Raw genomic sequence first — 25,293 nt, 5'->3', positions numbered from 1 at the left:
CACAGTTCAACCATGGACGAACTCCGCGACGCGTTCGAAACCGTCGAGAGACGCCGAAAACGCCTCGTCGTCTACGGCGACGGCCCAGCGGTTGCCGACGGACTGCGGCGCCAGTTTTCGACCCGCAACGCGGACGTCGAATTCCGCCGAACTGGCGCGTTCGCCCACTCCGGGTTCGTCGTCGTGCGCGGGCAGGACGGGGAGTTCATGGGCGCGCTCGGACTGGATCACCTCGACGCGATCCTCGCGCCAAAGATCCACCCGCCGTGGCGGATCGACGACTCCGAACCGGACGTCGCTGCGGTGTTCGACTTTCTCGAGAACACGCTGTTCACCTCCTACGATCGGTCCCAGATGCTCGCGGTCTCACGTGAGATCGAAGAACGAGCGTGGCGAACCGCGGACGGGCGGCTGCACACCGGCTTCCAACGGGAAAAGGCGGCGGTGGAACAGGCGGACGTGTACGCCGAGTTGGCCTCGCGCGGGTCGCTCTCGGTCACGGCGTTCCTCGACGACGACTGGACGGACGCGACGCCGGACGTCAGCGTCGTCACCGACTCGAACGGCGAGATCGGTCGGTTCTGGTTCGTCTGCTTCGACGGGGCGGGCAGCGACATGCGCAAGTGCGCAGTGCTCGCCGAGGAGCGCGACCCCGGTCGCTTCTACGGGTTCTGGACGTACGATCCCGACCTCGTCGACGACCTCTTCGCGTACCTCGACTCGAGGTACGATCCCGATTGAGTACGATCGTCCCGCGACCGGCGGACCGTTCGTGACCCCGCCCACGGCGGGCGAGACGCCCGTCGGCCGAATTCGACCCGCGAACGCGGTCGATGCCGATGCTCACTCCGTAAATTCGACGTCCCCGTCGGCGTTCCGGCGGACGAACTCGAGCACCTCCTCGGCGCCGAGGAACCCCTCCGCGATGCGCGCCACCTCCTCACCGTCCTCGAAGAGGATCAGCGTCGGAACCGACCGGACGTCGAACCGCTCGAGGAGTTCCAGGTCGTCGCGGGGATTGACGAACCCGACCGGAATCCCGGTGGCTCGAGCGACGTTCCCCAGGACGGGTTCCATCGCCTGGCACTTCGAACAGCCGGCCGTGTACAGTTCGACGAGCGCGAGGTCGCGCTCGCGGACGAACTCGTCGAGGGCATCGCCGTCCTCGAGACAGACCGGTTTCGGCGTGATATCGGCGTCGATCATACTCACGCTAGCGGCTCGGGGAAGAAAGGGCTCTCGCTCGTGTGCGGGCGTCGTCGACCACCGCGGTGACTCTGCGCTCAGTGCGTCGCCCGGTACTGACCGTGTGCGACGCCGAGTACGAGCATGATCAGACCGAAGATCGCCATCGACGGCGTCACCATCATCAACACCGTGCTGGGCGACATCCCCATCGGCATCCCGAGCAACGCCGCCGTCCCGAGCGCCACGAGCAGCACGAACGCTGCGGCCGTCTTACCGAGGTCGAGTTGCATGGTCGAGACTCGGGAGCGAACCGTCAAATGTGATGGGAAACCGGCAGCACGTTCAGCGGCGTGTGTCGGACGCCGCAACCGGGTGGGCCGTTACCGCGCGGGCCGCACGACGTTCGCCAGCGCGACGACGATTCCGAAGAACCAGCCTAGCGGGAACGAGAACCCGAGCCACATCGCCGCGTACGCCGCCCCCTCGAGTTCGAAGTTCGACCGGAGGAACTCGTTGACGCCCCCGAGGAACAGCACGTTGTCGAGCACCCAGACGGCCAGGTCGTAGCTGGGGTCGAGCACGTACGGTTCGAGCGCGGGCGTGACGAGCGCGGCGACGACGGGCGGAAGGAACAGCGCCGTCATCGCGAAGGGGTAGGCAAGCACCACCGTCACGGCGCGACCGCCGAACTTCGCACAGGTCGCGGCGAGGGCGGTCGAAATCGTCGCGATGGCGCTCGCCGCCGCCACCGCGAGAACCGCGTCGATGGGAATTTCGACCTGCTCCATGAACGACATCGCCCACCAGGCGACCGTGAGCAGGCCCCAACCGAGCAGGGCGATGCCCGTGACGCCGACGATGCCGAGTCTGGTTCTGGTCGAGTCGAGTTTCGCCGCGTAGAAGCGGGTCGCGAGTCCGAGGACCGTCAACGGGTAGAGGAGCAGGAGGCCGATCGCGCCGAGAAGACTCCAGGCGTAGTAGGCGATCGACTGGGGGAGGGTCTCGGGTTTCCACTTCCCCATGACGGAGTGGCCGCGGCCACGTTGGCGCGGAAAGATCAGCTCCATCCACGCGCCGTGTAACCGCTCGATGTCGACTCTAACCGCGCCGACGATGCCACCGCCGCCGCCTCTGTGTGCGCGGGTGGACATACCGAATCCAATCTACCGATGGACCGTAAACTTTCCTCCTCATCACTTACCGATGACAAGACAGGTCTGGTTCGTGAGACGTGCGCGTTCCGGCCCGCGTCGTTCGCCGGTCCGCCGTCGCGGTCTCGACCCGCGAGTGCCGGGCCGCGCTCGAGGCGGTCGACGTTTCGCCGAGACGTCCACGAGCACCGTCAGATGCCGAAGATCGCCGGAAGCGTCACTTCCGGTTTCGGTAGCGCACGCCGGGGGCGGATTGATGGCGCTCGAGCACCAATCGGACACCATGAGCGTCAGCGGTCTGTGTCAGATCTGCGAGTCCCGCCCCGCCCAGGAGCGCTGTCAGAACTGCGGGGCGCTCGTCTGCGAGATCCATTTCGACGACGGGACGACCCTCTGTGCGGATTGCGCCTCGCAGGCGAAACCGGGTCGAACGGAGGACGTCGACACGTACCAGTTCTAGGGCGGGGCGAGCGCCGAATTTCCGGACTACGGCCACACCCGTCTCACGGTGACCACCATCCGCAACCTCGTGTCGGACGTCCTCGGCGTCGGCACGACCGTCTCGGTCGACCTCCAGGAGCGCGACGGGCGATTCGTCGCCGACCATCCGAACGCGTCGAGCCCGATGGACCTCGCCGTCGTCGAGGGTGTCGACCGCCTCGAGGAGCGACCGCCGGATGGCCCGGTCGAGGTCGAGGTCGTCGGACGGCTCGACGGTGGCTACGTGGTCGGCCGACTCGTCGGACTCGAGAGACCGGGGGAGGCGGAGGATGCGAACGGTAACTAATCCGGTCGGATTGGTACGTGCACCACTCGATCGATAGCTGCCCATTACGGCCGCAGTACTGGCCATCGTCGTCACCTCCTGCGCCGTCCCTTATCGCGCCCTCGAGCGACGTCACGCACCGCGCCCTCGAGCGCCGTCCCTCGTCGTGCTACCCGTAGCTACTCGGTTCGGTACCGGTTCAACCGCTCTTTCAGTCGCTTGGCTGCCCGTTCGCTCGCTTTCGCGAAGTCCTCGCCGGCGTCCTCGCCGGCGAAGATGATGCCGCGCGAGGAGTTGACGAGGCCGACGCCGTTGGCGAGGCCGAACTCGACGGCCGCTTCGGCGTCCCCGCCCTGGGCGCCGACGCCGGGGACGAGGAACGGCAGGTCGGGGACCTTCTCGCGCAGGTCCTCGAGTTCGTCGGGGTTCGTCGCGCCGACGACGAGGCCGACGTTGTCGTTCTCGTTCCAGAGGTCCGCCAGGGCGGCGACCCGCTCGTAGACCGGTTCGCCGGTCTCGAGTTCGAGGTCCTGGACGTCGGCGCCCCCGGGGTTCGACGTTCGACAGAGGACGAAGACGCCCGACTCCTCGTCGGCCAGGAACGGCTGGAGGGAGTCCCGGCCCATGTAGGGGTTGACCGTGATCGCGTCCACCGTCTCGAGCAGCTTGGCGTACTGGCGGGTCGTGTTGCCGATGTCCGCTCGCTTGGCGTCGAGGAGGACGGGAACGTCTTTTCCGTGCGCGTAGGCGACGGTCTCCGCCAGGGCGCGCCAGCCGTCGGGATCCTCGTAGAAGGCGGCGTTCGGTTTGAAGACGGCGGCGTGCTCGTGGGTCGCGTCGATGATCCGGCGGTTGAACGCCCACCGGGGGAGGTCGTACTCCCGCAGGTGGTCCGGAATCCGGGCCGGATCGGGGTCCAGGCCGACGGAGACGACGCTGTCGACCGTCCGGATCCGGTCGTGCAGGCGATCGAAGAAGTTCATCGGTGTGGGCTCGAGTGGCCGCGCGAGCGTCGAAAAGGTTCCTATACGGGCCGGTGATCGTCGCTGGCGACCGTCGTTTCGGGACGGATCGATCCTCCTCGGCGGCCGGTACGACGGGTGCGCTCGCGTCGCGTTCGGGACCGCCTCTCACGGCTTCCAAACTGTGTTGACAGTAAGTACTTGATTCGTATAATGGAGGGCTACTGTATGGCGATTCGAAATACCGAAACTCCCCCGTCGCGGTTCGAACGCGTCGTGGCCTACGTTCGCTCGACGCTCTCGACCGGCCGGCGCGCGTCGGCCGACGAACACCGCGAGAACGGGGCTCGAGATGGCGTCCGCGCGTCGACCGAGTCCCTCGAGGACCGCGGGAATCTCTTTCAGTGCGGGACGTGCAACAACGTCTACATCGCGGGCGAGAAGAATCGGTGCGAGAACTGCGAGGACGACGTGCAGGAGGTCAGGTCGCACCTCTCCTGTCAGTAGATAATCCTTACCGGCGATCACCGATCCGACCGCGCCGCCGATTCGGCCCCGACGTTTTTCGCGTCTCCGTGCCACTCCTGAAGCGCCGCGGGTCGCCCGAACATCGCGGGTCGCCAGAGCACCGCGAGTTACACGGCCTGACTCCCGATCGACGAGGGTATCGCCGTCGTATCGCGCCACCGGTCCCCGTCAGGCCTCGAGTAATTCGACCAGGTTCCCCTCCGGATCGCGCAGGAAGCAGATCGTCGTCCCGGTCGCGGTCGTCCGGGGCTCGCTGAGCGTCTCGACGTCGCCGGGGAGGCGCTCGTACGTCGACTCGAGGTCGTCGACGGCGAGGCCGAGGTGGGTCGCACCCGGTCGATTGAGAGCGTCCGCGTCGGCCTCGTCGCCCTTGGGGTCGTACGCAACGAGTTCGATGCGGACGCCCCCTCCCTCGAGGTGGGCGAAGTCCGCGCTGGCGTCGGGAACGTCGACCGCTTCCGAGAAGGCCTCCCCCGAGACCGAAAAGCGGTCCAGCACGGAGAGACCGAGGACGTCGCGGTAGAACGCGAGCGTCTCCTCGAGGTCGCTGACGGTGATGCCGACGTGGTGTGCGGTGGAATCGTCTCCGGTCATGGCTACGTGACCGACTCGAGCGCGGGCCGAAAAAGCGTTCGCTCCGCCGCCCGGATCGCCGACCCTCGTCAGCGCTCTCCCGCGTCCGTCGGCAACTCGGGGAGGCCGGCTTCGATCTCGTTCCGCCGATCCTCGAGCCACTCGGGGAGGACGAGCCGTTCGCCGAGGTGCTCGAGGTCCTCGTCGACGGTGTACCCCGGCGAGTCGGTGGCGAACTCGAACAGGACGCCGCCGCGCTCGCGGACGTAGACCGACTGGAACCACTTACGGTCGATCACCTCGGTGGGCCTGAGCCCCTGCTCGATCAGGACGTCCCGCCACGCGGGCTGGTCCTCGGTCGTCGTTCGGAAGGCCACGTGGTGGACCGTCCCCGCGCCGGGACTCCCCCGCGGCGCGTGTGGTTCCTCGAGGACGTCGACCACGTACCCGAGGTCGCCGTGCCCGTCGGTCTCGAACCGCCGGCGGTGGCGCTCGGCGTCGGTTTCCCGGTACCCCATCGTCCGCAGCAGGCCGACCGTCGACTCGGCGGACGACAGCGACAGCGTCACCCCGAAGAAGCCGCGAATCGCGTGCTCGGCGGGGACGGGTCCCTCGGGCGGATCGCCGACGGGTACGTCGGTGCGGCCGACCAACTCGAGCGGCAGCCCGTCCGGGTCCCGAAACGGGAGGACGGCGTCGCCGAAGCGGTCCCGCGGCTCGTCGGCGTCGACGCCAGCCTCGTTTAGCCGATCCGTCCAGTAGTCGATCGATCCCTCCGGGACCGTGAACGCGACCGCGCTGGCCTGTCCGGTGCCGACGCGCCCGGGGCGGGCGCCCTGGTAGGGGAAGACGGTCATGCTCGTTCCCGGACTCCCGCTGCGGTCGCCGTAGAACAGGTGGTAGACGGAGACGTCGTCCTGGTTGACGCTTCGCTTCACGAGGCGGAGGCCGAGCGTCCCGGTGTAGAACTCGAGGTTACGGCCCGGGTCGCTTCCCACCGCGGTGACGTGGTGGATGCCGGGGATGTCGGCTGGCATGCGACCGGCTACGCGGTCGGGCGTCGTATAAGTCGGGGTGGTCAACGACGGGGACGCAGCGGGCGACCCTACGGGCCAGACCTATCCCGTCGGCCGTGGAACGAGGCGTATGACGCGACTCGCGTTGATCGCCCACGACGAGAAGAAACCCGACCTCATCGAGTTCGCCAGCGCGCACCGCGACCAACTCGAGGAGTACGAACTGATCGCCACCGGAACGACGGGGAAGCGACTGCGGGAGGCGACCGGCCTCGAGATCGAGCGGAAGGCGTCGGGTCCGCTCGGCGGCGACCTGATGATCGGCGCAGAGGTGGCGGCGAACCGACTCGACGGGATCGTCTTCCTCCGCGATCCGCTCACCGCTCAGCCCCACGAACCGGACATCTCCGCGTTGTTGCGCATCTGCGACGTGCACGACACGTCGCTGGCCACGAACCTCGCCTCGGCGACGTACCTGGTCGCTGGCGTAGGCGACGATCGCTCACGCTAGCGAGGCAGACGGTCGCGCACGTCACGCATTTTATTATCTCCGCCTCCGGTGAGTTACGTATGACCGTCTACGAGAGCGACCTCCCCGGGGTCGGCAAGAAGTTCGAGATCGAACTCGACGGGGAGGAACGGCTCGTCATCGTGACTCACAACACCGGCAAGCGGGAGGTCTTCATCAAGGACTCGGAGGGCGCCGACAGCGAGAAGCTGTTCGAGGCCCCGGATCGGCTGGCCCGGAAGATCGGGACGATCCTCGAGGGGGCGTACTTCCAGCCCGTCCGGGCCGAGCGCGTCGAGACGATGCTCGCCGACGAGACGTACCTCGAGTGGTACAACGTCGCTGATGACGCCGAACTGGCGGGCGAACGGATCGGCGACGCGAAGATCCGCGAGCGAACCGGGGTCTCGATCGTCGCGGTCCAGCGCGAGGACGAGGTCATCTCGCCCCCGACGCCCGAGACGGTGATCGAGGTCGGCGACACCCTCGTCGTGGTCGGCGATCAGGAGGACTGCGCCGCGTTCGAAACGCTTCTCGGGAGCGAGTACGAGGAGTGATCCGACCGATGACGGGGACGGTGGAGGTGATCGAGAGTGGCGACTGAGACCGCGCTGTTCGACGTCGGCGTCCTCTTCGGGGCGGTCGGACTCGCGGGGGTGATCGCCGGCCGGATCAACCAGTCGGTGATCCCCTTTTACATCTTCGCCGGGATGCTCCTCGGACCGCACGTCCTCGGGGAACTCCCGTCGATCGTTGGCGCCAACGTCGGCGCCTTCGGGATCGACGTCTCGAGCGCGCTGGCCGGCATCGCGCTCGCGGACACCGACTTCGTCACCGTGGGTGCCGAGCTCGGGATCGTCCTCCTGCTGTTCTTCCTCGGCCTCGAGTTCAACCTCGAGCGACTGCTCGCCTCGCGGACGCTCATCGGGAAGGCCGGCCTGGTCGACCTGCTCAACTTCGCGGTCGGGCTCGTCCTCGGGTGGCTCCTCTTCGGGAACCTCCTCGCGGCGTTCCTCGTCGCCGGAATCGTCTACATCTCCTCGTCCGCGATCATCACGAAGTCCCTGATCGACCTCGGCTGGATCGCGAACGACGAGGCCGATCCGATGCTCGGCACGCTCGTCTTCGAGGACCTGTTCATCGCGATCTACCTGGCGATCGCCTCGGTGCTCGTCATCGGCGGCGACGACGTCGCCGAGACGGCGACGCAAATCGGGCTGGCGACGGGGTTCATCGTCGCGCTGCTCCTGCTCGTCCACTTCGGCGCCCCCCTCTTCCAGCGCGCGCTCGAGACGGACTCCCACGAGTTCGTGGTGCTGCGCGTGCTCGGCGTCACCGTCCTCGTCGCCGGCGCGGCCCTCTCGGTCGAGGTCAGCGAGGCGGTCGCGGCCTTCTTCGTCGGCATGGCCTTCTCCTCGACCGAGCACGTCCACCGGATCGAGGAGCTGTTCGAACCCCTCCGCGACGCGTTCGCGGCGGTGTTCTTCTTCTGGATCGGCCTCCTCACCGACCCGGGCGTGTTCGCGGACGCGTTCGTCCTCGTCGCGATCGCCGTCTCGGTCGCCGTGACGACGCCCTCGAAATTCGTCACCGGCTACCTCGGCGGTCGGATCTACGACCTCGACGAGCGGCGGTCCGTTCGCGTTGGTCTCGGGATGACCACGCGCGGCGAGTTCTCGCTCATCATCGCGAGCCTCGCGCTCTCGGGCGCCGGGAGCGGCCTCTCCGACGGGACCGCCGACGCGATCTACGCGTTCGCCGTGGGGTACGTCCTCTTCATGAGCATCCTCGGGACGACGCTCATGCAGTACGCGGACGACGTCGAATCGGTCGTCGTCCCGCGACTTAAGAGCGCCCGAGGCGTGCCCCGGCGGACCGACGACTGATACGGACTCCCGTCCGTCGGTACCGGAGCAACCGGGCGCCGTCCCGCGGTCGCCGGCCTCGAAAGCGTCGAACCGAATCCTCCGAACGGTCGCCCGTTCGGTCAGCCGCCGATCGTCGACTCCGGGAACGTCGGGTCCGTCCGCGCCATCTCGAGCGGGGTGTGCCCTCGAGCGCGCCGTCGAACTCCACGGTGTCTCGGGCGGGTCGTACCCGCCGGTCGCGGGGGAACCGAAACGATTGGCAACAACAGTTATCCCTGATTTTAGAGAGGTATGATGTCCGGGCTGGCAGGCGGATGCCGGCTTGGATGTGAGATTTTTTTGCCCGGACGACTAACCAATGCTAATCGGATCACATCAACGTTTTCATTATTCGTCATCCACGACGGGCTGGCGGCCATATCGCTCGTGCTGCCCCCGCGAGGGTCGACCGCGAACCGCCAGCGCTTTTCCGTCGGCCGACGCACTCCCGTCGATGAACGAACGCGATGTGCGACGACGGGGTGACCTGGCGTCGCGGGCCGCCGCCGCCGGCGCCGAGGTCGCGATCGACTCCTTCCGGTCGGCGCTCGAGGTCGAGACGAAGGGGGCGAAGACGGACGTCGTGACCCAGGCGGATCGGGATGCCCAGCGGACGGTCGCCGAGGTGATCGGCGAGGTTCACCCCGACGAGCCGATCGTGGGCGAGGAGGACGGCGTGCGCCGCGAGGTTCCCGAGGAGGGGCCGGCGTGGGTCGTCGATCCGATCGACGGGACGAGTAACTTCGTCCGCGGGATTCCGACGTTCGGGACGGCGGTGGCGGCCGTCCTCGACGGCGAACCGATCGCCGGAACGACGGTCTTCCCGGCGCTCTCGGACACCTACCGGTTCGACTCCGACGGCGCGTTTCTGAACGACGACCCGATCTCCGTCAGCGGCCGGGACGATCCCGACGCCTGCGCGGTCTGTCCGACGATGTGGTGGTCCGCCGCGGAGCGGGACGCCTACGCCGCCGCGACGAAAGCGATCGTCGACCGCTTCGGAGACATGCGCCGGTACGGCTGCGCACAGTACGAACTCGCGCTGGTCGCCGCGGGCGGACTCGAGGGAGCGCTCACCGACATCGTCTCCCACCCGTGGGACACCCTGGTCGGCGTCGGAACCATCCGGGCGGCCGGCGGCACCGTCACCGACCTCGAGGGGGAGCGATGGCGCCACGACAGCCGGGGGCTCGTGGCCTCGAACGGAGAGATGCACGAGGCGGTCCTCGAGGCGGCCCGAGAAATCGTCGAGTGACCTGACGTTCATCGGATTCGAAACCGGAAACGGTAAGCGGCCGCTGCTACCAGACTGGCGTATGGACGATGTTATCGACCGGATCGGCCCCGAACGCGCGTGGGCGGCGACCGTCCTCGCGCTCGTCGCCGCGCTGGTCGTCGGTTCGATCGCGTTCCCCCAGCGGGTGTACGTGGAGTTCGTCTGGCAGTACTTCTGGGGGCCGGTCGTCGCCGACGCCCACGGCTGGAGTTGCGTGGCCTGGGCGGGCGGCGAGCAGGTCAACTGCGCCGACGCGCCGGCCGGCGCCGGCCCCACCGCCGCGCCGGGGTACACGCCGGTCTCCTACGCGGGGTACATTCCGACGCTCATCCTCCTGCTGATCGGGATCGTCTACCTCATCCGGTGGCTCGACGTCCGGCGCTACCGGGCCGGCTTCTTCGCCCTGTTCCCGTTCGTGCTGTTCGGCGGCGCCCTCCGCGTGGTCGAGGACGTCAACGCGACCACATTCGGCGTCACCGGCGACCTGGTCATCCCGATGCCCTGGGTCGGATTCCTGATCAGTCCGTTGATATATTTCACCGTTTTCTTCATCACGCTCGTCGCCCTCGTCGTCTCCATCTGGCTCGATCGAAACGGGTACGTCTCGGGGTACGAGTACCCACTCGCCGGTTTCGGCGCGCTCGCCTTCGGGACGACGTTCGGCTACCTCGGGTACGTCGCCGTCACGGAGACGTACGTCGGGTTCAACCCGTCGATTCTCGCGCTGGTCGTCGGGGTGGCGACCGTCTCCACGGCGATCGTCTGGGTCGCCATCGAGCGCTTCGAGCCGGAGGTGAACGTCGGAACGGGACTCATGGGGGTGATCGTCATCTGGGCCCACGCGATCGACGGCGCCGCCAACTGGCTGATGCTCGACTGGGCCCACCTGTGGGACCTGCGCTACAGCCCGAAACACCCGGCCAACGAGGCGATCGTCTCCATCACCGAGGCGGTCCTGCCCGCGGCCGTCACCGACGTCACCGGCGCCGCCTGGACGTTCTTCCTCGTGAAACTCGCCGTCCCGGTGGCGGTGATCTGGCTCTTCGACGACACCCTGTTCGAGGAGAACCCCCGCTTCGCCACCCTCCTACTGGTCACCGTCGTCGCCGTCGGCCTCGGGCCCGGGACGCGGGACATGTTGCGCGCCACGTTCGGCGTCTGAGCGGTACTCGCCGCTCGAGGGAACGCGGCCTTTAATCGGTCCCGGGGGAAACGATCGGACATGACCGAGACCGACGGGTGGTTCGCAGACATCGACACCGGGGACGGCGGTGCGGGAGCGGGGGACCCCCGGCCCGTTCTCGACCGCGACGACCCGGACCGTCTCGAGGCCCGCGTCCGCGACGGCGAGGCGGACGAGCCCCGCGCGTGGCCGGAACTCGCCGTCGAGGCGGGCTTCGCCGACGACGAGGACGACTACTACGACGCGCTCCGCGAGGCGACCGTGGCCGCGACTCGAGCGGCGGTCGAATCGCGCGAGCGTGCCGACGACCGCCAGCTCGTCCACGCCGTGCGGGCGATGGACGACTGCGCGCGGACGGCGAACGAACTGGCCGAGCGCCTCGCCGAGTGGGCCGGGACGGTCGACCCCGACGCCGGTACGGGGATCGAGTACGCCCGCGATCTGGCGGCTCGAGACGAGCCGTCGATCCCCCATCCGGTCCGATCGCTCGCCGAACGGGTCGTCGCCCTCGCCGACGAGGCGGAGGCCCTCCGGGCGTTCGTCGAGGAGCGGACGCCGACGGTCGCGCCGAACCTCGCGGCCCTCGCCGGACCGGTGCTCGCCGCGCGGCTGATCTCGCTCGCTGGCGGCCTCGAGCGCCTGGCGAAGAAACCCAGCGGAACGGTTCAGGTCCTGGGCGCCGAGGACGCGCTGTTCGCCCACCTCCGTGGGCACGCCCCTTCGCCGAAGCACGGCATCATTTACACGCACGACGCGGTGCGCGGAACCCGCCGGGAGGACCGCGGGTCGGCCGCTCGAGCGCTGGCGGGCAAACTCTCGATCGCCGCGCGTGTGGATCACTACTCGGGGGAGCCGAAGCCCGAACTCGAGGCCGAACTCGTCGACCGCCTCGAGACGATTCGAGCGCGCGCGGAGTCGGACGCGGAGTCCGCCGGAGGTGGTGACGGTGAGTGACGGAGGTGAAGAGGGAGACGGGGGCGGAACTGGGGGCGGCGAAGCCTTACTCCCCGAGGGTGTCGAACGCCGGGAGATCGGGGGACGGGAGCGACTCGCCACCCGCGGCGAACCGGTCTACGGCGAGCCCACCGACGGCGAGTGGCGCGCGTGGGATCCCCACCGCTCGAAGCTCGGCGCGATGCTCGCGCTCGGGTTGGACCTCGGACTCGAGGGCGGCGACGACGAGACGGTGCTCTACCTCGGGGCGGCGAGCGGAACGACCGTGAGCCACGTCGCCGACTTCGCCGGGCCGACCTACGCGGTCGAGTTCGCGGCCCGGCCCGCTCGAGACCTGCTCTCGGCGGCCGAGTCGAGACCGCGGCTGTTCCCCCTGCTGAAGGACGCTCGGAAGCCCGAGACGTACGCCCACGTGGTCGAGTCGGACGTCGACGCGGTCGTCCAGGACGTCGCCACGCGCGGTCAGGCCCGCGTGGCCATCGAGAACCGACGGTTCCTCGCCGACGACGGGCGCCTCCTGCTCGCGGTGAAGGCTCGGAGCGAGGACGTCACGCGCGACCCGAACGCGGTGTTCGCCGAGGTCCGGGACGAACTCGAGGAGGGGTACGAGGTGCTCGAGTCGCGGCGCCTCGACGAGTACCACGCGGACCACCTGGGAATCGTCGCCCGCCCGCGGTGACGGCCCCTCTTCGGACTACGGTCGCAACACCACCTTGATGCAGTCGTCCTCCTTCCGATTGAACGTCTCGTACATCTCGGGGCCGTCCTCGAGTCCCACCTCGTGGGTCACGACGAACGACGGGTCGACGTCGCCCGATTCGATCCGGTCCAGGAGGGGACCGAGGTAGCGCTGGACGTGCGTCTGTCCCGTCTTCACGGTCAGGGCCTTGTTCATCAGCGGACCGACGGTGACGTTCGCGCGACCGAGGTAGACCCCGGGGACGGAGAGCGTGCCGCCCTTCCGGCAGCACTTGATCGCCTCGTTGAGAACGTACGGGCGGTCGTCCTGCAGCTTCGTCCCCTCCCGCACCCGATCGGTGACGCCGGCCAGGCCCGTGCCGTGGGCCTCCGTTCCGACGGCGTCGATGCACCGGTCCGGGCCGCGGCCGCCGGTCATCTCCATCAGCCGGTCGTAGACGTCCTCGTGCTCGTAGTCGATCGTCTCGGCGTTCCCGTGCTCGCGCGCCATCTCGAGTCGCTCGGGCACGCGGTCGATCGCGACGACCTGGTTGGCGCCGAACAGCCGTGCGCTCTGGATCGCGAACTGGCCGACCGGACCGCAGCCCCAGACGGCGACGGTGTCCTCCGGTTCGATCTCGGCGTTCTCGGCGGCCATGTACCCCGTCGGGAAGATGTCGGAGAGGAACAGCACCTGGTCGTCCGGGACGTCGGAGTCGATCCGGATCGGCCCGACGTCGGCGTAGGGCACTCGCAGATACTCCGCCTGCCCGCCGGCGTAGCCCCCGAGCAGGTGGGAGTAGCCAAACAGGCCGGCGGGGGACTGCCCCATCATCTTCCGGGCGAGTTCGGCGTTCGGGTTCGAGTTGTCACACAGCGAGTAGAGGTCCTCCTCGCAGAACCAGCAGGAGCCGCAGCTGATCGTAAAGGGGACGACGACGCGGTCGCCTTCCTCGAGGGTTTCGACCTCGCTGCCGACCTCGACCACCCGCCCCATCGGTTCGTGCCCGAGCACGTCGCCCTCTCGCATGCCCGGCACGTTCCCGTTGTAGAGGTGGAGATCGGAGACGCAGATGGCGGTGGCCGTGATCTCGACGATCGCGTCGGTCGGGTTGACGATCTCCGGTTCGGGGACCTCCTCGACGCGCACGTCCTTTTCGCCGTGCCAGCAGAGCGCCCTCACGGCTGCCCCCCGCGTTCGTCGGGTCGCGTCGGTCTCCCGAACGCGCCCTCGGTTTCGCCTCGATACGACGCCGACCGCGCCGATCCGACGGCGTGTCCGTCAGTCATCACTCGATCACCGGTCACACTGCACCCGGTCGGCGAGTAAAGCTGGGCCCTGAGGGTGCAAGAGCCGAAATGCGATCCTCCGCGGCCACCGACGCCACGATCGGACGATGGTCACCAACACCTATACCGACGGTCGTTCTACGCTAGCGCGGTATGTCAATACACCCCACGATCGGCGACACGCTCGAGGAGACGGTCGAACGCCACCCCGACCGGGACGCGATCGTCTATCCCCGGAAGGATCAGCGATGGACCTTCGCGGCGTTCGACGAGCGGGTGAACCGCCTGGCCGACGCGTTGCTCGACTGCGGTGTCGAGAAGGGTGATCGAGTGGCGACGGTGTTGCACAACGGGTCCGAAATCGCGCTCACCGTGTACGCGTGCGCGAAGATCGGCGCCGTGTTCACGCCGCTGAACTTCCGCCTGCCGGCGGGCGAGATCGAGTACATCGCGAACGACGCCGAAGCGACGGTCGTGCTCTTCGAATCCGCGACGCGGGAGGCCGTCGAGGGGGCCCGCCCGGCCCTCGAGACCGTCGACGAGTACGTCTTCGTCGACGACGACCGAACGTCCGTGCCCGAGTACGCCACGGGGTTCTACGACCTGCTCGGGTCGGGATCCGCCGAGCGCCCGGACGTGACCGTCGAGGAGGACGACGTCTACGCGTTCATGTACACCTCCGGGACGACGGGTCGACCGAAGGGCGTCGTCCACGAGCACCGGAGCATGGTCGAGCACGACCTCCTGTGCGTCGCGGAGATGAACCTCACCCGCGACGACGTCGGGCTGTCGGTGATGCCGCTGTATCACTGCGCGGAACTCCACTGCAACCTCTTCCCGCGCGTTCACCGGGGTGCGACGTCTGTGATACACCACGAATTCGATCCGGAGGCGACGCTCGAGGCGGTCGAGGAGCACGGCGTCACGGTGCTCTTCGGCGCGCCGACGGCCTGGAACGCCCTGTCGATGACCGCCGCCGGGGCGGACGTCGACGTCTCCTCGCTCCGCCTCGGCCTCTACGGCGCGGCCCCGATGCCGGAACGGGTGCTCGAGAACTGCCGGGAGCACCTCTGCGAGGACTACGTCCAGGCGTACGGGATGACCGAGATCGGCCCCGCGGGCGTCTTCCAGCCCCCGGAGGATCAGCTCTCGAAGCAGGGGTCGGCCGGACTTCCGGGCCTCAACCACCGCGTGCGGATCGTCGAACCGGACGCCGACCCGGAGCACGCGGTCGACGAGGGCGAGATCGGCGAGATCCTGATCGCCAGCCCGTGTACGATGCGCGAGTACTGGAACCGGCCGGACGCGACCGAGCGATCGCTGCGCGAGGCCGACGGGAAGACGTGGTACTACACCGGCGACCTCGGCTACCGCGACGAAGACGGCTACCTCTTCGTCGTCGACCGGAAGGACGACATGATCATCTCCGGCGGCGAGAACGTCTACCCCGCCGAAGTCGAGGACGTCCTGTTCGACCACGACGACGTCGAGGAGGCGGCCGTCGTCGGCGAACCCGACGAGGAGTGGGGCGAGGTGGTCGTCGCGTACGTCGTCGGTGACGCCGCTCTCGAGGAACTCGACGCGTTCGTCCTCGAGAGCGACCGCCTCGCCGACTTCAAGCGACCGCGCAGGTACTACTTCGTGGACGAGTTGCCGAAGAATCCCAGCGGAAAGGTCCAGAAGTTCAAACTCCGGGAGGACGAGGGCGAGGACGAACCGGAGCCCGACCCGATCACGTCGTGATCCACCCCTGAAAGCGACCGACGATACTCGGATCGGGCGTTTCGCGGAGCACGGCGACCGGCGGAGGGTTTGTTCTCACCGCGGCCCTTATTCGTGCTGACGTCGTTATCCCGTTGTTAGCCGCCACTCGAGGTCCCCATGAGTAAGCCCATTTCCCCCACGACAGACGACGTTCTGAGCCTCGGTCGTCCCCTCGAGGCCCTGCAGGCGAGCCCCGACTTCCGCGGTCCGGTCGAATCGCTCGAGGGCGAGTACTGCAACGACCACTTCGCGCTGATCTACGAGAGCCGGGAGGAGCAGTTCGCCACCGTGATTCCGTTCCTTCGCCAGGGACTCGAGCGGGGCGAGCACTGCCTCTACGCCGGCGCTCCGGAGTCGATTCCGGCGGTTCGGCGAGCCCTGGCGGAGGAGGGCATCGACGTCGAGGCGGCCGTCGACGCCGGTTCGCTCGCCTTCGCGACCTTCGAGGAGACCTACCTCGAGGGCGGGTCCTTCGACACCGAGAAGATGATGGAGACGTACGCCGAGGCCATCGAGGAGACGTCGGCGGAGTACGAGGCGTTCCGGCTGGCCGCCGAGATGTCGTGGATCCTCGACGGCGACGTGCCGACCGAGGAGTGCATGGCCTACGAGAGCCGGGTGAACGAGATCTTCGACGGCGAGGACGCCATCGCGGTCTGCCAGTACGACCGCCGGGAGTTCCCCGCGGAGGTCCTCTGCAACGTCGTTCGGGTCCACCCGCACCTGATCTCCGACACCACCGTCTGTCACAATTTCTACTACGTTCCGCCGGAGGAGTTCTGCGGACCGAACCAGCCCGAGCACGAACTCGACCGCATGCTCGGAACGCTGCGCTCGCGGACCGAAGCGAAGGTGGAACTCCAGGAACGCGAGGAGTCGCTGCGCTCGCAGTACGAGATCACCGCCGACCCGGGCCGATCGTTCGAGGAGAAACTGCAGGCCATGTTCGACCTCGGCATCGAGCGGTTCGACCTCGAACTCGGCGGGATGGCGCGGGTCGATCCCGAGGCCGACCGTTGCGAAATCGAGTACACGAGCGGCGACCACGACGACGTGCAACCCGGCGTGATCCTGCCGCTGTCGGAGACCTTCTGTGAGAAGGCCGTCGACGGGCCCGGAGCCGTCAGCGTCACTGATCCCGACGCCGAGGGCTACGAACACGTCACCGTTCGTCGAAACTTCGGCTTCGAGACGTACCTCGGCACGTTCATCGAAGTCGACGGCGGACCGGATCGAACGTTCTTCTTCGTGAGTTCCGAGCGGCGGCGACGCGAGTTCACGCCCGACGAGTACACCTTCCACCGACTCATGGGTCAGTGGCTCAAGTACGAACTCGAGGGACGCCAGCGTGAGCGGGATCTGGAGCGGACGATCGACCGCCTCGAGAAGTCCAACCAGCGCCTCGAGGGGTTCGCCTACGCCGCCAGCCACGACCTCCAGGAACCCCTGCGGATGGTCTCGAGCTACCTCCAGCTCGTAGAGAGTCGGGCCGACGAGGAACTCTCCGAGGAGTGTCAGGAGTTCCTCGCGTTCGCCGTCGACGGCGCCGACCGGATGCGCGACATGATCGAGGGGCTGCTCGCCTACTCGCGGGTCGAAACGCGCGGCGATCCGTTCGAACCGATCGACCTCGAACTCGTCCTCGACGACGTCCTCGAGGATCTCTCGGTGCGGATCGAGGAGACCGACGCGACGATCTCGAGCGGCTCGCTCCCGCGCCTCGAGGCGGACGGGAACCAGCTTCGACAGGTGTTCCAGAACCTGGTCGACAACGCGCTCAAATACTGCGGAGACGAGCCGCCGCGGGTTCACGTCGACGCCGAGCGCGACGACGACGCGTGGGTGCTGTCGGTGCGCGACGAGGGGATCGGCATCGATCCGAACGACCGGGAGCGCATCTTCGACGTCTTCGACCGGTTGCACGGCCGCGAGCAGTACCCCGGCACGGGTATCGGGCTGGCCCTCTGCGAACGGATCGTCGAGCGCCACGGCGGCGAGATCTGGGTCGACTCGGAGCCCGGTGAGGGCTCGACGTTCTCGTTCACGCTGCCGGCGACGAACTGAGGCGTAGGTCGCCGACCGTTCGTCTGCTGTTCTCTACCTCTGCTGTTCTCTACCTAATCTTCGGCCGCAGGCGCGCGCTGGCGGAGCCGCCGAGCACTGCGAGGCGGCGGAGTCGACGTCGTGCGAGTCGGTTGGGGAGGGTGAGGCTGCGGCGGGCGGGAATGAAAGGGGCCGGCTGGCTCCCCTCGGGAGCCAGCCGGGGGCTTTCAGTCCAAATTGTATTTACCGACGCGGCCGAAACCGTGTGACGATGGAACGCGGGTCGCCGGAATCGTTCACGCGGATGGGCACGCTGGGCATCGAGGAGGAGTGTTTCGTCGTCGACGAGCGCGGCCGCCCGACGAGCGGGACCGACGAACTCGTCTACGAGCACGACCCGCCCGAGATCCTCGAGGGGCGCCTCGATCACGAACTCTTTAAATTCGTCATCGAGACCCAGACGCCGCTGATCGAGCGGCCCACCGAGGCGCAAGAGGCCCTCCTCGAGGTTCGCCGCGCGCTCGTCGACCACGCCGAGGCACACGGCTACCGCATCGCCGCCGCCGGTCTCCACCCGCTGGCGAAGTGGCGCGAACTCGAGCACGCCGATAAGCCGCGCTACCGATCGCAACTCGATCGGATCCAGTACCCCCAGCACCGGAACACGACCGCGGGGGTCCACGTCCACGTCGGGGTCGACGACGCGGACAAGGCGGTCTGGATCGCGAACGAACTCCGGTGGCACGTCCCGATCATCCTCGCGCTGTCGGTCAACTCGCCGTACTGGAACGGCTTCGACACCGGCCTCGAGTCGGCCAGGGCGAAGATCTTCGAGGCGCTGCCGAACACGGGAATGCCGACTTACTTCGAAGACTACGCGGCGTTCGACCGCTTCGAGCGGCGGATGCTCGAGACGGAGTCGATCCGGGATCGCGGCGAACTCTGGTACGACGTCCGGCCGCACACGGCCCACGGGACGGTCGAGCTACGGACGCCGGACGGACAGGCCGATCCGGACGTCGTGCTGGCGTTCGTCGAGTACGCCCACGCGCTCGTCACCGCCCTCGCCGAGGAGTACGAGGACGGCGCACCGGGGTACGGTCGGGACCACCGACGCGAACTGCTCGACGAGAACAAGTGGCGGGCGATGCGCTACGGCCACGAGGCGAGCCTCATCGACCGCGAGATGGAGGACACCGTCGACCTGGGGGAACTCGTCGATCGGGAGTGCGAGCGCCTCGGCGTCGACGGAATCAAACGCGTCTACGAGCGCGAGAGCGGCGCGAGCCGGCAGCGACGGATTCGCGAGCAGGAGGGCGTCGACGCCCTCTGCGAGTCGCTCCTGTTGCGCGCGGGCTGAGATTCCGGTTCGCAGCGGCGGCCTCGAGCCGACGTCGGGGCGATCGTAGCGACCGAGCGTCCGTGGCGACGCGATTCGCTCCGAGCGGACGCGGCGAGGCCCGACGCTCGACTCCCACAACCCCGCAAAGGTTTATCCTCTCGGGAAGCTTTCACAACGGTAAGAGGACACATGGTTTCAGACGATACTGACGAGCATCGACCCGACGACGCCGTCGCGGACGCGTCGTCGGACGATGCTGAGGCGGAGGGCGAAATCCGGCCGGGCGAGAGTCGCAGGGGAGAGGCCGACGGGAACGGCGACCACGGTGACGGCGACTTCGGGGGTGCGATCGACCCCGACGGTGACGACGTCGACTCCGAGGTGACCCTCGAGAACGCCGACGCGCCGTCGGGTCGGAGCGCGGCCGTCGAAGGGGTGGACCAGCGGATCGTCGACCTGCTGTCGTGGATCCTCGACACGGAGACCCGCGCCAAGATCTACGTCTACCTGCTCGCCAATCCCGGCAGCACCTCCGAGGAGGTGTCGACGGGCACGGGCCTCTACCCGAGCACGGTCCGCGAGGCGTTGGCGGAGCTTCACGACGAAACCCGAGTCAGCCGGGAGAAGCGCCAGAGCGAGGGCGCGGGGAACAACCCCTACGAGTACACGGCGATCCAGCCGAGCGAACTCGTCGGCGGGGTCGTCGACCAGGTCCAGCGCGAACTCAACACCATCTTCACCCTCGATCGGATCCTCGACAGAGAACCGGGCGAGGGGTCCGACGCGGACCTCGAGGAACCCGTCGAACCGGTCACGATCACGGTCGACGACGTCGATCCGGCGTCGACCGATACGGGGTCGGATGCCGCCGACGGCGACGATCACGCCGACGGCGAGGACGGCTCGACGGACGACGACGCGTAACGTCGGAAGCGGCCTCCGTACCCGGTTCGGCTTTCGGTTGCGCTTCCAATACTCGGTCGCCGCGTACGCGACGGAACGCCGGCCGACGTCATCCGCCGTGACCGTGTCTCTCGCCTGAACAGCCCTGGAGGGCCACCTCCCCGAAACGGTCCTGTGGTATCCACAGACGCCCTCGAGTTGCCAGTGGAAACGTCACCGACGAGGAGTCCGGCACGGGTGGCGACGCCGACGTCTCCGTCCCCGTCCACTGTGACGACCGCGGCGACACCCTCGAGTTCGAACCCGGCGACGAGGTCGAGTTCGAGGTCTCGAGGGGAGACGTCGGCTGACGGAGAGGCGGACTCGAACGGGATCAGGACGAATCGGCGTCGAGGATCCCCGGGCGCTCGAGTTCGACGTCCGCGTCGACGGCTCGAGCGGTGATCGTGGGCCAATTTCCGGTGTCGGTCAGGGGCTCGAAGCCGTCGTCGGTCACGAGGACCGTCCCTTCGCTCTTGGCACCCTGGACGGTCGGGTTCCAGGCGTAGGCCATCGGCGTCGCGACGGGGGCGTCGTGGTCCGGCGTGGCGATCCACTCCCGCCCGGCGAAGCCGGCGGCCCCGCCCTGGTGGTGGCGCTCCCACTCGCCTTTCCAGCCGAGCGCGGCGTAGGCCTCCTGAATCTCGCCGAAGACGTCGCCCGCGGTTTCGCCCTTGGCGGCCGCCGTTTTCGTCGCGGCGAGGGCGGACGTCTCGACGCGCGCGGCGGCCTCGTGGCGCTCCTCGAGCCACCCGGGCGGATCGAAGGCGACGGTCCGGGTGCAACTCGCGCAGAGGCCGTGGCGCTGGGTCGTCACCGAGACGAGGGCGTAGTCGCCGAGTTCGTCGTGCGTGGGCGTGTAGTGGCGGTACTCGGTCGCCCGCTCGGAGCCGCCGACCAGGACGACCGGCGCCTCGATCTCCCGGGCGGTCAGGGCCACCGAGAGGGCGGAGGCCACCTCGTACTCCATGTCGTCCGCGAGAAGTTCGCGGCAAACCGCCTCGACGGCGGCGGCCGTCTCCCGGGCGAGGTCGCGGTAGCGCTCGACGTCGGTCTCCGTGAGCGGCTGTCGGAGCGGCGTCGGATCGACCGTCTCGAACTCCCTGTCGGGGACGTCGATATCGGCGGCCGCCGGTTTCGGCGCGTACTCGGCCAGCGCCTCGGCGAGCGTGGCCTCGTACCAGGGATAGGTCTCGAGGCGGAATCCCTGCCCGCCATCGACGTCGATCCCGTCGGCAGCCCGGAGGTCGGGCAGCTCTTCGGCGAGGATGCGCTCGGCTTCGATGGTGTCGGTCACGAGGTGGAGGTCGGATCCGTCGTATCCGATCGCAGCCACGCCGGCGTCGGCGGCTCGATCGACGACGTTGTCGCCGCCGGTGAGCCAGGCGAAGGCGTTTGGCCGGGCGAGCCAGACCGATTCGAGGTCGCGGGCCTCGAGATACGACGAGAGGCGCTCGAGTCGTTCCGTTTCCATAGGGGGTGGTCGCGAGGCCGGTTCTTGAATCCGACGGACGCCGCTCGAAACCGCCGGACGATTCCGGCCATCGCTTCCGCCGATTCTCGCGGACTCGGAACGACACGGTTCACATAAGTACGGCGACTCCTAAGCCACCGCTGAGATCCCGTGTCGTACGAAAATCAGACGTCCGGTTCGAATGCGCGTTCGTTGCTCGCTCGGTTCGACTTTCGACACCTGCTGACGACGACGCTGGTGCTGGTCTCGGCGACGATCCTGCTCGGCGTCGCGACCAAGGCGACCGGGTCGGGACTCGCGTGTGAAGCACAGTGGCCGCAGTGCGACGCCGGACCGTTCAACCTCCTCCCGGCGAACCTGCCGAGCTTCTACGAGTGGTTCCACCGTTTCGTCGCGATGTTCGCCGGTTTCGCGATCATCGGTACGGCGGTAGCCGCCTGGCGGAGCCCCACCGTCGACCGGCGGATCACCGCCCTCGTCGTGCTCGGAATGGCCCTGACGCCGGTGCAGGTCTACCTGGGCCGAGAAACCGTCCTCGAGTACGCGCTCCCGATCCTGTCGCTACACTTCTGGACCGCGATCACGATCTTCACGCTGTTCGTCGCCGCAACCGTGCTGGCCTGGGAACGGACGTTCTCGACCGCTCACGTCACCGGCGCGCTCGCTCTCGGGGCCCTCGCGGTGCCGTTTCACGCGGCCCTGAGCCCCGCCTTCGTCGGCGACCTCTCGAGTCAGTCGCCGGAGATGCAGACCGCCCAGTACGGCGTGACGCTCGTGCTGCTCGCGGCCGCGGTCGTCGCACTCCTCGTGGGGCGGTGGGAGTTCGAAGACGCCCGGATCGTCGGCTTGCTCGGGGTGACGACGATCGTGGCGGTCGTCACGGCGTACCTCGCGAGGCAGGCGGCCAATCCCGCGATCGAAGTCCTCTACCTCGGCGCGGCCGCCGTCCTCTTCCTCGTGTTCGTCGCCGGCGCGGTCCTCACCCGTCGCGCCGCGTCGACGGCTCGCCAGTTGGCGTAGTTCCTCCCCACGGTCGCCGCTCTCGCGTCCGTGACGGTCAGACGGTTCGTCCGCTCCAGTCGGTCAGCCGACGGTGACGACGAACCACGCCGAGAGCGCCGTCGCGCCGAGCCCGAATCCGAACAGGAGGTAGTTCGCGATCGGATTCGCCGCCCGAGTCACTCGCAGCGTGTAGTGACGGTTCGAAATCGGCCAGAACGGGCGGATTCCCATCGGCGTGATGACGTCGGCCGCCAGGTGCGAACAGATCGAGAGGATCCCGACGGCGAAGAAGAAGGACGCGTACGCGGGCCGGTACTCGAGGCCCTCGACGCCGAGTTCCGGATCGGCGGCCGCGAGGATCGGCTCGCCGACGGTGGCGACCGCGCCGGCCAGCGCCGCGCCGACGATCAGGGCGAACAGGACCGTGTGGGTCGGCCCGCGGTGGTCGACCATCGGAAGGTCGTTATCGCAGTCCGGGAGCGTCGACAGCGACACGCAGACGAACGCGCCCAGCAGCGCGAGCGTTTCGGACCCGGCCATCGCGACGCCCGCGCCGACCGGGGCGTACGCGAGCAGGGCGACCCCGAAGTGCCCCAGCTGGTACATTACTCGAGGAGAAGGCGGCGATCCGCATAAGTGCTCCGCGGTTCGCCCGGGGAGCAGCCGAGTAGTTCGGGCGGATCGCGGGTTCTCCCCGTCCTTCTCCGACCCGCAAACGGCCCGAAGCGGTCGTTCGGATCGGTTCTATTTTCCGGCGAAAAGCGGGCGGTGCGGCCACCCGCTTCCGGCGAGCGTCGATCCGTCGCCCTCGACGGCGGGGATCCACGATTCGCCGAGAGGGGAGTCGACGCGACCCTATTTAAGGGACTTCGATATCTAAGGACCTACTTTTTATTAATTTCTGTTGTTGTGATACTACGTTGGTCGAGTTATGGCACGTCGAGACCGATGTAAACCGATGTCCCTCCCGTATCGCCTCCCGAACGCCCTGGATCGGCTTCCGAACGGACCACCGGAGGCGTCGTCCCCACGCGCTCACCGGCCGACGCGAACGGCCGATCCGGTTCCCGGTGGGGACGCTCGCGCCTCGTTCGAAACCCGGGGGTCACAGCGTCGATGAGCGTCATCGCGACCGTCGCAGTCCCGGCGACCGCGTTTCCGCTCGGCGCGGCGCTCGAGTCCGACCCCGACGCCACGGTTTCGGTCGAGACGACGGTCCCCACGAGCGCCGAGGTGATCCCGTACCTGTGGGTTCCGACGACGGCATCGGTCGTCGACGCCCTCGAGGAGTGCTCCTCCGTCGAATCGGCCGCCGTCATCGACGAGGTCGACGATCACGCGCTCGTGAAACTCGAGTGGCGTGACGACGTCAACGGGGTCCTCGAGTCGATCCGTGACGCAGACGCGATCGTCCTGAGCGCGGTGGGAACGGTCGACCGGTGGACGTTTCGCCTTCGCTTTCCGAGCTACGAGCACCTCTCGGCGTTCTACGCCGCCTGCGTCGAGCGAGAAATCGCCGTCGAACTCGAGCAACTCCACGAAACCGTCGCGCCGAACAGCGAGCGTCGCTACGGATTGACCGGGCCCCAACGCGACCTCGTCGTCGCCGCGCACGAAGTCGGCTACTTCGACGTCCCCCGACGGACGACTCTCGTCGAACTCGGCGACCGACTCGGCATCTCCGACTCGGCGGTCTCCCAGCGTCTTCGCCGGGGGCTCTCCGCGCTGATCGACTCGACCCTCGCGGTCGGCCTCGACGGGGGAACCGACTGGACGGGTCGGCCGACCGATCTCGAGTCGGTCGCCACCGGGGACTCGGCCGACGGTTCGCGCTCGCGTGCGAACCCGGACCCGACGACGAACTCGAATTCGGACGGAGACTCGAGTACGAGTTCGGGCTCGGAATCCGATTCGGACCCGGCCGACGCGAGCGCGTCCGGTGATTCCGCCGAGTAGCACGTTGCGAGCCAGTTCTCGGCTCTGCGACCGACCGCGACCGTTATTGTGCGCCACCGCATTCTCCCGTTCGTGAAGAACGTCACCGACAGGTCGAGTAACCCGTTCGGGATGCGCCCGCCGATCGACGCCGATCCCGACGACGACCGGCCGGTTGCCGTCTTCGGGTACGGCGACGCCAACGCCGACTTCCACGTGATCGGCGACCACCCCGGCGTCCACGGCGGGAAAGCGACGGGCGTCCCCTTCACCGGCACCGAATCGGGCGAGGCGATCCAGGACGTCCTCCGCGACGTCGGCTTCGCGACCGGTCCGCGGGACCGACCGACCCTCGAGAACTGTTTCCTGAGCTACCTCCACATGTCGCGGCTCCCGGACGGTCACGAGCCGACCCCCGAGGAGTACGCTCGGCACGAACCCTTCTTCGACGCCGAACTGCGGGCGATCAACGCCCACATCCTCCTGCCGGTGGGCGAGCGGGCGACCGACCACGTGCTCTCCGAGTACACGACGCGGCGCCACCGACTCGATCTCGAGATGGAACGCCTCCACGCGCGAGAGGTCCGTGGTAGGGGATTCCTGGTCGTCCCGATCCGCGATCCGTCCGAGTGGGACGACGACGGTGAGGATCGCGAGGCGATTCGGGATCGCCTCGATGCGATCCGCTCGCGGGATTATCGCCAGACGAAGGGCGTTGCGACGCTGGTCGGGTGAGGACGGACGACCGTCGACGACCACCGACGGACCGTCGATCGGGCACCGGTGGCTGGATCGACGAGCGACGGGCGCC

General features: G+C 68.1%; 27 protein-coding genes. 18 read left to right on the top strand and 9 right to left on the bottom strand.

The genetic code is table 11. The annotated features are described in order from the left end of the window. Window positions 1-12 precede the first annotated feature (12 nt). A complete protein-coding gene (locus RJT68_RS09720) occupies window positions 13-741 on the top strand; it encodes a DICT sensory domain-containing protein (protein ID WP_407040158.1) in 729 nt (242 codons plus the stop codon). Between the two features lie 102 nt (window positions 742-843). Here RJT68_RS09720 and RJT68_RS09715 read toward each other — a convergent pair whose 3' ends face one another. The 3 genes from RJT68_RS09715 to RJT68_RS09705 all read right to left on the bottom strand — a co-directional run bounded on the left by RJT68_RS09715 (window position 844) and on the right by RJT68_RS09705 (window position 2,339). After that, window positions 844-1,206, bottom strand: a complete 363-nt coding sequence (locus RJT68_RS09715; protein WP_407040157.1) for a thioredoxin family protein — start codon at window positions 1,204-1,206, stop codon at window positions 844-846. A gap of 77 nt (window positions 1,207-1,283) precedes the next feature. Beyond that, window positions 1,284-1,478, bottom strand: coding sequence for a DUF7333 family protein (locus RJT68_RS09710; RefSeq protein ID WP_407040156.1), 195 nt, complete (start codon window positions 1,476-1,478; stop codon window positions 1,284-1,286). A gap of 90 nt (window positions 1,479-1,568) precedes the next feature. Further along, window positions 1,569-2,339 (bottom strand): hypothetical protein, encoded by a 771-nt coding sequence (locus tag RJT68_RS09705; protein ID WP_407040155.1) that lies wholly within the window; start codon window positions 2,337-2,339, stop codon window positions 1,569-1,571. A gap of 256 nt (window positions 2,340-2,595) precedes the next feature. Here RJT68_RS09705 and RJT68_RS09700 point away from each other — a divergent pair, with 256 nt between their 5' ends. Together RJT68_RS09700 and RJT68_RS09695 are read left to right on the top strand one after the other, a co-directional pair. Next, window positions 2,596-2,799: a hypothetical protein gene (locus RJT68_RS09700; protein ID WP_407040433.1), complete on the top strand. Its 204-nt coding sequence runs from the start codon at window positions 2,596-2,598 to the stop codon at window positions 2,797-2,799. A 48-nt stretch (window positions 2,800-2,847) separates the two neighbouring features. After that, complete coding sequence (locus tag RJT68_RS09695; RefSeq protein ID WP_407040154.1) at window positions 2,848-3,126, top strand: hypothetical protein; 279 nt, start codon at window positions 2,848-2,850, stop codon at window positions 3,124-3,126. A 158-nt stretch (window positions 3,127-3,284) separates the two neighbouring features. On the opposite strand, the gene pyrF is transcribed toward RJT68_RS09695, so the two are convergent. Continuing rightward, window positions 3,285-4,088 (bottom strand): orotidine-5'-phosphate decarboxylase, encoded by an 804-nt coding sequence (pyrF, locus tag RJT68_RS09690; protein ID WP_407040153.1) that lies wholly within the window; start codon window positions 4,086-4,088, stop codon window positions 3,285-3,287. Window positions 4,089-4,295: 207 nt separating this feature from the next. Here pyrF and RJT68_RS09685 point away from each other — a divergent pair, with 207 nt between their 5' ends. After that, on the top strand, window positions 4,296-4,574 hold the full coding sequence (locus RJT68_RS09685; RefSeq protein ID WP_407040152.1) for a hypothetical protein: 279 nt from the start codon (window positions 4,296-4,298) through the stop codon (window positions 4,572-4,574). Between the two features lie 189 nt (window positions 4,575-4,763). On the opposite strand, the gene RJT68_RS09680 is transcribed toward RJT68_RS09685, so the two are convergent. Together RJT68_RS09680 and RJT68_RS09675 are read right to left on the bottom strand one after the other, a co-directional pair. Continuing rightward, on the bottom strand, window positions 4,764-5,189 hold the full coding sequence (locus RJT68_RS09680; protein ID WP_407040151.1) for a VOC family protein: 426 nt from the start codon (window positions 5,187-5,189) through the stop codon (window positions 4,764-4,766). A gap of 68 nt (window positions 5,190-5,257) precedes the next feature. Further along, window positions 5,258-6,205, bottom strand: a complete 948-nt coding sequence (locus RJT68_RS09675; RefSeq protein ID WP_407040150.1) for a ring-cleaving dioxygenase — start codon at window positions 6,203-6,205, stop codon at window positions 5,258-5,260. 109 nt (window positions 6,206-6,314) lie between these two features. Between RJT68_RS09675 and mgsA the strand changes: the two genes are divergently transcribed. The 7 genes from mgsA (at window position 6,315) to RJT68_RS09640 (ending at window position 12,691) form a co-directional block, all read left to right on the top strand. Next, window positions 6,315-6,695 carry a methylglyoxal synthase gene (gene mgsA, locus RJT68_RS09670; protein WP_407040149.1) on the top strand — a complete coding sequence of 127 codons (381 nt, stop codon included), beginning with the start codon at window positions 6,315-6,317 and terminating at the stop codon, window positions 6,693-6,695. 59 nt (window positions 6,696-6,754) lie between these two features. After that, window positions 6,755-7,249, top strand: coding sequence for a cation:proton antiporter regulatory subunit (locus RJT68_RS09665; protein ID WP_407040148.1), 495 nt, complete (start codon window positions 6,755-6,757; stop codon window positions 7,247-7,249). 36 nt (window positions 7,250-7,285) lie between these two features. After that, window positions 7,286-8,578 (top strand): cation:proton antiporter, encoded by a 1,293-nt coding sequence (locus tag RJT68_RS09660; RefSeq protein WP_407040147.1) that lies wholly within the window; start codon window positions 7,286-7,288, stop codon window positions 8,576-8,578. Between the two features lie 475 nt (window positions 8,579-9,053). Then, window positions 9,054-9,854 carry an inositol monophosphatase family protein gene (locus RJT68_RS09655; RefSeq protein WP_407040146.1) on the top strand — a complete coding sequence of 267 codons (801 nt, stop codon included), beginning with the start codon at window positions 9,054-9,056 and terminating at the stop codon, window positions 9,852-9,854. 61 nt (window positions 9,855-9,915) lie between these two features. Next, window positions 9,916-11,037: a DUF63 family protein gene (locus RJT68_RS09650; protein ID WP_407040145.1), complete on the top strand. Its 1,122-nt coding sequence runs from the start codon at window positions 9,916-9,918 to the stop codon at window positions 11,035-11,037. Window positions 11,038-11,097: 60 nt separating this feature from the next. Then, window positions 11,098-12,012: an NOP5/NOP56 family protein gene (locus RJT68_RS09645; RefSeq protein WP_407040144.1), complete on the top strand. Its 915-nt coding sequence runs from the start codon at window positions 11,098-11,100 to the stop codon at window positions 12,010-12,012. Further along, window positions 12,005-12,691, top strand: coding sequence for a fibrillarin-like rRNA/tRNA 2'-O-methyltransferase (locus tag RJT68_RS09640; protein ID WP_407040143.1), 687 nt, complete (start codon window positions 12,005-12,007; stop codon window positions 12,689-12,691). The genes RJT68_RS09645 and RJT68_RS09640 overlap by 8 nt, the downstream gene beginning before the upstream one ends. A gap of 15 nt (window positions 12,692-12,706) precedes the next feature. Here RJT68_RS09640 and RJT68_RS09635 read toward each other — a convergent pair whose 3' ends face one another. After that, window positions 12,707-13,873 carry a zinc-dependent alcohol dehydrogenase gene (locus RJT68_RS09635; protein WP_407040142.1) on the bottom strand — a complete coding sequence of 389 codons (1,167 nt, stop codon included), beginning with the start codon at window positions 13,871-13,873 and terminating at the stop codon, window positions 12,707-12,709. Window positions 13,874-14,133: 260 nt separating this feature from the next. Here RJT68_RS09635 and RJT68_RS09630 point away from each other — a divergent pair, with 260 nt between their 5' ends. The 4 genes from RJT68_RS09630 to RJT68_RS09615 all read left to right on the top strand — a co-directional run bounded on the left by RJT68_RS09630 (window position 14,134) and on the right by RJT68_RS09615 (window position 20,053). Then, window positions 14,134-15,723 (top strand): fatty acid--CoA ligase, encoded by a 1,590-nt coding sequence (locus RJT68_RS09630; protein WP_407040141.1) that lies wholly within the window; start codon window positions 14,134-14,136, stop codon window positions 15,721-15,723. A gap of 138 nt (window positions 15,724-15,861) precedes the next feature. Beyond that, entirely contained in the window at window positions 15,862-17,808 is a 1,947-nt protein-coding gene (locus RJT68_RS09625; protein WP_407040140.1) for an MEDS domain-containing protein, read from the top strand. A gap of 250 nt (window positions 17,809-18,058) precedes the next feature. Beyond that, a complete protein-coding gene (locus RJT68_RS09620; protein ID WP_407040139.1) occupies window positions 18,059-19,147 on the top strand; it encodes a glutamate--cysteine ligase in 1,089 nt (362 codons plus the stop codon). Window positions 19,148-19,318: 171 nt separating this feature from the next. Further along, window positions 19,319-20,053 carry a helix-turn-helix domain-containing protein gene (locus tag RJT68_RS09615; protein ID WP_407040138.1) on the top strand — a complete coding sequence of 245 codons (735 nt, stop codon included), beginning with the start codon at window positions 19,319-19,321 and terminating at the stop codon, window positions 20,051-20,053. A gap of 352 nt (window positions 20,054-20,405) precedes the next feature. On the opposite strand, the gene RJT68_RS09610 is transcribed toward RJT68_RS09615, so the two are convergent. Then, window positions 20,406-21,545 (bottom strand): M24 family metallopeptidase, encoded by a 1,140-nt coding sequence (locus RJT68_RS09610; RefSeq protein ID WP_407040137.1) that lies wholly within the window; start codon window positions 21,543-21,545, stop codon window positions 20,406-20,408. Window positions 21,546-21,695: 150 nt separating this feature from the next. Between RJT68_RS09610 and RJT68_RS09605 the strand changes: the two genes are divergently transcribed. Beyond that, the gene (locus tag RJT68_RS09605) at window positions 21,696-22,565 is read left to right on the top strand and encodes a COX15/CtaA family protein (RefSeq protein ID WP_407040136.1); all 870 of its coding nucleotides are present in this window, start codon (window positions 21,696-21,698) and stop codon (window positions 22,563-22,565) included. Between the two features lie 63 nt (window positions 22,566-22,628). On the opposite strand, the gene RJT68_RS09600 is transcribed toward RJT68_RS09605, so the two are convergent. Continuing rightward, complete coding sequence (locus tag RJT68_RS09600) at window positions 22,629-23,153, bottom strand: metal-dependent hydrolase (RefSeq protein WP_407040135.1); 525 nt, start codon at window positions 23,151-23,153, stop codon at window positions 22,629-22,631. Window positions 23,154-23,663: 510 nt separating this feature from the next. On the opposite strand from RJT68_RS09600, the gene RJT68_RS09595 reads away from it, so the two are divergent. Both RJT68_RS09595 and RJT68_RS09590 read left to right on the top strand, forming a co-directional pair. Next, window positions 23,664-24,503, top strand: coding sequence for a helix-turn-helix domain-containing protein (locus tag RJT68_RS09595; protein WP_407040134.1), 840 nt, complete (start codon window positions 23,664-23,666; stop codon window positions 24,501-24,503). A gap of 72 nt (window positions 24,504-24,575) precedes the next feature. Continuing rightward, window positions 24,576-25,217, top strand: a complete 642-nt coding sequence (locus tag RJT68_RS09590) for a uracil-DNA glycosylase family protein (RefSeq protein WP_407040133.1) — start codon at window positions 24,576-24,578, stop codon at window positions 25,215-25,217. Window positions 25,218-25,293: the final 76 nt, after the last annotated feature.

It is taken from the genome of Halovalidus salilacus (assembly GCF_031852275.1).
Lineage (GTDB): Archaea > Halobacteriota > Halobacteria > Halobacteriales > Natrialbaceae > Halovalidus > Halovalidus salilacus.
This window is presented reverse-complemented; position numbering and strand designations above follow the sequence as displayed.